Origin of the sequence: Nocardioides marinquilinus (assembly GCF_039543705.1) — a bacterium.
GTDB lineage: Bacteria > Actinomycetota > Actinomycetes > Propionibacteriales > Nocardioidaceae > Nocardioides > Nocardioides marinquilinus.
In genome coordinates, this window is the sequence record NZ_BAABKG010000011.1 from 1 (window position 1) to 896 (window position 896).

Sequence of the window (896 nt, forward strand, 5' to 3'; positions counted from 1 at the left end):
TCGATAAATGGCTTCAGAACAGGCTTTCGCGTCTGAATATCCTTTGGTTCCCATACCGTATAACCATTTGGCTGTCCAAGCTCCGGGTTGATATCAACCTGCAATACGGTGAGCGGTATATCCCAGAACTTCACAACTTCCCTGACAAACCGATATGTCATTGGATGTTCACAACCTGTATCCATGAAAACGTAATGCACGTCTTTACCTGCCCGTCGCTTTTGCTCCATTAGCCAGAGCAAATATGCTGACGTCCTGCCACCGGAGAAACTAACGACATTTATCATGCAGCCCTGTCTCCCCATCTCGCTTTCCACTCCAGAGCCAGTCTCGCTTCGTCTGACCACTTAACGCCACGCTCTGTACCGAATGCCTGTATAAGCTCTAATAGCTCCGCAAATTCGCCTACACGCATCCTGCTGGTTGACTGGCCTATTACCACAAAGCCATTCCCGGCAAGGTTAGGAACAACATCCTGCTGCTTTAATGCTGCGGTAAACACACACTTCCAGCTTTCTGCATCCAGCCAGCGACCATGCCATTCAACCTGACGAGAGACGTCACCTAAGCAGGCCCATAGCTTCCTGTTTTGGTCTAAGCTGCGGTTGCGTTCCTGAATGGTTACTACGATTGGTTTGGTTGGGTCTGGAAGGATTTGCTGTACTGCGTGAATAGCGTTTTGCTGATGTGCTGGAGATCGAATTTCAAAGGTTAGTTTTTTCATGACTTCCCTCTCCCCCAAATAAAAAGGCCTGCGATTACCAGCAGGCCTGTTATTAGCTCAGTAATGTAGATGGTCATCTTTTAACTCCATATACCGCCAATACCCGTTTCATCGCGGCACTCTGGCGACACTCCTTAAAAACCAGGTTCGTGCTCATCTTTCCTTCCCGTTC

General features: G+C 48.5%; 2 protein-coding genes. Both read right to left on the reverse strand.

What is annotated here, in order from left to right; genetic code table 11:
- Positions 1-230: hypothetical protein (locus ABEA04_RS22920; protein ID WP_425577068.1), on the reverse strand; the 230-nt coding region annotated here is incomplete at its 3' end.
- A 53-nt stretch (positions 231-283) separates the two neighbouring features.
- A complete protein-coding gene (locus ABEA04_RS22925; RefSeq protein ID WP_000736903.1) occupies positions 284-724 on the reverse strand; it encodes a recombination protein NinB in 441 nt (146 codons plus the stop codon).
- Positions 725-896 lie beyond the last annotated feature (172 nt).